The organism is Borrelia crocidurae (assembly GCF_000825665.2).
Lineage (GTDB): Bacteria > Spirochaetota > Spirochaetia > Borreliales > Borreliaceae > Borrelia > Borrelia duttonii.
The window spans coordinates 663,723-669,954 of the sequence record NZ_LN609267.1 but is presented as its reverse complement, the minus strand read 5'-3'; the positions used below and the strand labels follow the sequence as shown (position 1 = coordinate 669,954).

Annotated in this window: 6 protein-coding genes and 1 tRNA gene; 5 read left to right on the top strand and 2 right to left on the bottom strand. The window is 27.8% G+C overall.

The window, feature by feature from the left end; all coding sequences use genetic code 11:
- The 4 genes from BN1173_RS04640 to BN1173_RS03235 all read left to right on the top strand — a co-directional run.
- A partial coding sequence (locus tag BN1173_RS04640; RefSeq protein WP_246040048.1) for a PD-(D/E)XK nuclease family protein occupies positions 1 to 396 on the top strand: 396 nt, incomplete at its 5' end.
- Between the two features lie 8 nt (positions 397 to 404).
- Complete coding sequence (locus BN1173_RS03240) at positions 405 to 1,745, top strand: AAA family ATPase (protein WP_246040047.1); 1,341 nt, start codon at positions 405 to 407, stop codon at positions 1,743 to 1,745.
- A 150-nt stretch (positions 1,746 to 1,895) separates the two neighbouring features.
- Positions 1,896 to 2,240 (top strand): ATP-binding domain-containing protein, encoded by a 345-nt coding sequence (locus BN1173_RS04635; protein WP_246040046.1) that lies wholly within the window; start codon positions 1,896 to 1,898, stop codon positions 2,238 to 2,240.
- Between the two features lie 47 nt (positions 2,241 to 2,287).
- Positions 2,288 to 2,361, top strand: a tRNA-Asp gene (locus tag BN1173_RS03235).
- Between the two features lie 71 nt (positions 2,362 to 2,432).
- Here the strand turns inward: BN1173_RS03235 and pfkB are convergent.
- Positions 2,433 to 3,350, bottom strand: coding sequence for a 1-phosphofructokinase (gene pfkB, locus BN1173_RS03230; RefSeq protein ID WP_012538373.1), 918 nt, complete (start codon positions 3,348 to 3,350; stop codon positions 2,433 to 2,435).
- 154 nt (positions 3,351 to 3,504) lie between these two features.
- Here pfkB and BN1173_RS03225 point away from each other — a divergent pair, with 154 nt between their 5' ends.
- Complete coding sequence (locus BN1173_RS03225) at positions 3,505 to 5,364, top strand: fructose-specific PTS transporter subunit EIIC (RefSeq protein WP_040236574.1); 1,860 nt, start codon at positions 3,505 to 3,507, stop codon at positions 5,362 to 5,364.
- 43 nt (positions 5,365 to 5,407) lie between these two features.
- On the opposite strand, the gene BN1173_RS03220 is transcribed toward BN1173_RS03225, so the two are convergent.
- On the bottom strand, positions 5,408 to 6,133 hold the full coding sequence (locus tag BN1173_RS03220; RefSeq protein ID WP_014696457.1) for a hypothetical protein: 726 nt from the start codon (positions 6,131 to 6,133) through the stop codon (positions 5,408 to 5,410).
- Positions 6,134 to 6,232 lie beyond the last annotated feature (99 nt).

The window sequence follows — 6,232 nt, the reverse complement described above, 5'->3', positions numbered from 1 at the left end:
CAATATAATAGATTAGATTTTATGTTAAATAACGGATATATAAAAGGAATTATTGACCTAATATTTAAAATAAACAATAAAATATATATTTTAGACTATAAAACAAACTATCTGGGAGAAAATCCGAAAGATTATCGATTATCCCACTTAACAAAAAAAATGAAACAAGAAAATTATGACTTGCAGTACAAAATCTATACATTAGGAATAAAAAAAATACTCTTTAAAAATAAAGAAGAATATGAAAAACATTTTGGGGGAGTAATATATCTCTTTACAAGAGCATTTCAAGAAGACATTCAAACACAAGATCAAACACAAAATGGAATTTACTCTACCATACCAAATTTTCAAGAAATAGAATTAGAACAAATATATTTACAACTAAAACATTAAAGGAACATATGAGAAATTATTTAGTCTTAAGAGAATTCCTACAAGAAGAGCAAAAAAACTACTTAAATCCAGAACTCAAAATTTATGAAATAATTGAAATTTTAAATATAAATGTAGAACAATATTACAAATCACATTTACTTACAAAAAAAATACAAAATGACAAATATGAAGAACTTACCATTTTTTTAATATTCATATTTAATTACTTCTCTAAAGGACACTTAAGAGCAAATATTGATCTACTAATACAAGATATTCAAAACACAATCGACTGTGCTTTACTCGAATTAGAAGAAGAAAATCAACACTATCAAAAATCAACACACATATTACAAGAACTTACAAAATTTTCAAAAGAAACTCAAATAAAAGAAATGATATTATATTTAGAAAAAAATAATATAATAAAAAATTACAATCAAAATGAAAAAATAACAACTCCTTTAATATTAGAAAATAATATTTACATTTACACCCAAAAAAATTTTAGAGAAGAAGAAGAATTAATAAAACAAATAGACAAAAGACTTAAGAACAATAAAACAGAAATAAGTGATGATAGAATACAGAACATCATGGATCACTTAAATATTACAAATTTAAGTAAAGAACAAATAAACTCAATTAAAAAAGCTTTAAAAAGTAATTTTTTTATATTAAGTGGTGGACCAGGAACAGGCAAAACAACAACAATTAACTATATTCTCAAAGCAATTGACATACATTTAGATTGTAAACAAAACGTAGCTCTTGTAGCACCAACCGGAAAAGCAAGTCAAAAATTGAAATCAAGCATTAAAGAACCATTTAAAAACCTTGAAACACAATATAGCACAATACAAAAACTATTAAAAATGTCATTCATAAATAAAGACGACAAATATGATGAAAATAATCCTTTAGAATTCGAAATAATTATAATAGATGAAGCATCTATGATAGATGCAAATACCTTTTTAAGATTATTAAAAGCATTAAAGACAAATACAAAAATTATAATAACAGGGGATAAAAACCAACTTCCATCAATAGCTGGAGGAAATGTATATTCCAGCCTTACAAAAATAAAAGAAATAAATGATGATAGTGTAGAAATACTGAAAAAAAATTTTAGAAGCAATGATGAAATAAATTTATTAGCCAAAGCAATATATAAAGAAGATATGGACTTAATTGAAACTCAATTTAATGATAGCAAAAACATAATTCTAAAAAACCTAAATAAAATAAATATTGAAAATGAATTACTAAAACATACAAAAAAATTATACAATAACATTCCCAATTTCAATCTTAACTCGTTAAATGACAAAGAAATTGAATCAATAATTCATACACTGCTCTAGTAACACAATTTTATGTTCAAAAAATCTTGGAACAAATATAAGAAAAACCTATATCTCATAATTAAATTATATTTTACAATATGAAAAGGAGGTATTTGGTTGTAACAATTAATAATAATTCACATGTAATAATGATTATAAAAATGTATTGTGTCTAATGGGGAGAGAGGAATACTTTTTAAAGAAAATTCTAAAATTTATGCTCTATTTAAAAGAGAAAATGAAAAATATAAAAAAATAAACTTTAACTTAATAAATAAATATGAACTGAGCTTTGCAACAACAATACATAAAAGCCAGGGCTCTGAATATCAACACATACAAATTATAATAGAAAATCACCCTTTCTTAACAAAAGAATTACTCTACACTGCAATAACAAGAGCTAGAGAAAGTATAGAAATAATATCAAACAAAGAGATAATTAAAAATGTCAGTTTAAAGAAAATCAATAGAGACTCCAAAATTACAGAATACATAAACACGTTAAAATAAATTGACAAATAAAAAGAAAAACAATATAATCATAAGGTATTGCATTTGGGGGTGTAGTTCAGCTGGTTAGAATGCCTGCCTGTCACGCAGGAGGTCGCGGGTTCGAGTCCCGTCGCTCCCGATAATGAATTTCTAAAGCACGAAAACTTTAACAAAGATCGTATAAAAAATTAATGTTTATGAATGCTTAAATTAATCTAAAGAAATCTTTTCAAGATTTACCTTGCTTAAAATACCCTTAACATCATCCAAATTGCAAAGTTGTCCCTTAAATGCTGTTGCGGTACCTGATGCAACTGCAAACTTAAAAGAATCGCCAAAAGAATGTCCCTTGTGATAAGCATATACAAATCCAGCAACAACAGAATCTCCTGCACCAATAGTACTCAAAGAATCAATTTTAGGCACACTAGCTATATAAACATCCTGATTATTTATAAAAATAGCCCCCTCACCTCCCATTGAGATTATGATATTTTGAACACCCTTTTCTACAAGTTTATGGCCAACATTAATCAAATCTTTATCAGAAGTCAAATTTATACCCAAAAGTTCTTTAAGTTCATTAATATTTGGCTTTATCAAAAAAGGCTTAATTTTTATAATTTCTTGTAATGCAGGACCACTAGTATCAACAATAACCCTCAAATTACTTGACAAATTCTCAACTATCTCATTATAAGCTCTAAATCCAAGTGAACTTGGAATACTCCCAGACATAACTAAAATACCCACATCTAACTCTTTCAACTTTACAATTAAAGATCCAAAATCTTTCTCAAGAATAACAGGTGAATTACCATTAATTTCTGTTTCTTTTCCATATGACATCATTTTAATATTAATTCTAGTATTGTCAGATATATTAACGAAATTATGTCTTATTTTCATTAAATTAAGATAGCTCTTTATATAATCACCCGTAAAACCACCCAAAAATCCAAAAGCAATACTTTCCATTTGAAAATTTTTAAGCACATTACTTACATTTATTCCCTTTCCTCCAGCAAGAAAACTACTCTCAACAACATGATTAAGATGCTCCTGCTGAAACCCTTCTACAACTATCTTATAATCAATAGCAGGATTAAGCGTAAGAGTATATATCAATTAAGTCTCCTTTATTATTAAGTTGTTTAATTGTATTACTTAATTAATTAAGTAATACAATTAAACAACTTAACATATTATAATTATATGATATAATTATAATATATCATGCCTATTATAATAGGAATTATACACTATATCAAGGAGCTTCCCTATGCAAGATTTATTTTCTAAAAAATTAATATTATTGAATTACGAAGCCAAAAGCAAAGATGACGTAATTGAAAAAATGGCCGACATGCTAAATGAAAATGGATACCTAAGAAACAAAGAAAATTTTATAAAAGATATTAAAAAACGAGAAGAAATAAGCGGAACGGGTCTTGAAGAATATATTGCAATGCCCCATGCAAAAGGCAATTTTGTTGAAAAACATGGAATAGCAATATTAAGAGTTAAAGACAAAGGATTTGACTTTGGTGCTGCTGACTTAAAACCCTCAAAACTATTTTTTATGATAGCTGTTCCTGAAAATACAACTGGCAATGACCATATTAAAACAATCTCTTATCTTAATAACATATTTAATAACGACATCTTAAGACAAGAGATTATGAATACAAACGACAAAAATAGATTTTTAGAAATTATTTTAAATACTCCTAACAGTGATACAATAATGAATAAAATGAATCTTGAAAATTTTATTTTAGCAGTAACTGCATGTCCCACAGGAATTGCCCATACATATATGGCAGCCGATAGCCTAAAAAGAGCAGCAAATGAATTAAACGTCGAAATTAAAATAGAAACTAATGGCTCTAGTGGAATTGAAAATCCAATCAATGAAGAAGATATTAAAAAAGCAAAAGGAATCATTATTGCATCCGGTAAAGCCGTTAATAAAACAAGATTTAATGGCAAACCACTAATTGAAGTAGGGGTTAAAGACGGTATACATAAGGCAAAAGAACTCATTCAAGATATCATCAATAACAAAGCAGAAATCTATAGAAGCAAAACATCACAAAAAACAGAAAGCACAATAACAAATAATACAAGTAATACGGAAATATATAAACACTTAATGAATGGTGTATCTTTCATGCTTCCATTTGTAGTATCTGGAGGAATAATAATTGCAATATCATTCATGTTTGGTATTAAAGCTTTTGACCTAACCGATCCAAATTACAATAAAATAGCAGATATTTTAATGCAAATCGGCGGTGGGAATGCTTTTTTTCTAATGATTCCAATACTTGCTGGTTACATTTCATTTAGTATAGCAGAACGCCCTGGCCTTGCACCTGGGATGATTACAGGACTAATGATGAGTAAAGGAAATGCAGGATTTTTAGGGGGAATATTAGCAGGGTTTATTGCAGGGTATGTTACCTTAACAATAAAATCAATAAGTCAAAAAATAATACCAAAAAACATAAGCAGCATTAATCCTGTCTTAACTTATCCATTTTTCTCAGTACTAATAACTGGATTTTTAACATATATATTATTAGCACCAATTGCATATCTTAATTCATCTATAACAAATATGTTAAATTCACTAAGTGGAACAAATATGGCATTACTAGGTGCATTACTTGGAGGAATGATGGCAATAGATATGGGTGGACCGGTAAACAAAGCAGCTTATGCATTTGGAATTGCAATGATAACCGCAGAAAACTATATTCCTCACGCAAGCGTAATGGCAGGAGGAATGATTCCCCCAATAGGAATTGCACTTGCAACCAGCATTTTTAAGAACAAGTTTTCACAAGAAGAACATGAAGCTGGCAAAGTTTGTTATGTTTTAGGAGCATGCTTTATAACAGAAGCCGTAATTCCTTTTGCAGCATCAGATCCTCTAAAAGTAATACCTGCTTGCATAATAGGTTCATCTATTGGAGGTTTTCTATCTGCATTATTTAAAGTAAAACTTATGGCTCCACATGGAGGTATTTTTATTCTACCAATAATAACTAATCCATTAATGTGGATAGCATCAATCCTAATTGGAAGTTTAATAACAGGAGTATTAATAGGATTTATGAAAAGAGATAAGAAATAATTCTTATCTCTCATTTATATTTGAAATAAACATTTCAACAAAGTTAATAAACTAATCTCAACTTTATTGGTTTTTGAAGACTTACAGTCTTAATCATATCTAAATTAAGTTCTAAGGTATTTGAATTAATTTGATTAAATCCAAGCTGCTCTTGAATTTTTCTTGATGTCTTAATTTTAATTTTAAAGTTAGAATTATCAATCAGAGAACTTGCATTATCAGTAAAATCTGATAAAAAATACATCAACACATCTCTATATTCTTTTTCAGACATTGGTATTTCTTCTGAAGGCAATAATGCCGCAAGTGCATCATTTATATATTCTTTATTCTCATTAATCACCTTAGTAACATTCTTTAAATTTAAATCAATATCAATAATATTCTTCCCATTTTTATTTTCTATCTTAAACAAAGGCAGATTTTCTTTTGCAAGATAATCTCTTGCAACTTTTATCAAACTATCAAACTTAACAACTAATTTCAGAGAATCACCATTTGATTTAATATCTAAAAGTTTTAAACCTATTTTCTCCCCATCATCACGAAAATACTGCTTTATCTCATCAACAGGAAAAAGCGACATCTTAGCAACATCACCTCCTACAAGAGTTGTAACAAGCTCTCTTCTGATCCTTTCAAATTCTTTATTAACATTAAACACTACCAATATTGTTCCGCTAGCATCATCTTGTAAATCAATTTCTGAAGACGCCGTACAAGCAATAAAGATCAAAGTAAAAAATATCAAGTTATAAAATTTATCCATTTAACAATCTCCTTAGCACATATACACAAACCTATATACATGCACAAGCTATTATAATAAAATATTAAATATTAAAACAATAAAACCAAAGGGGAAAGA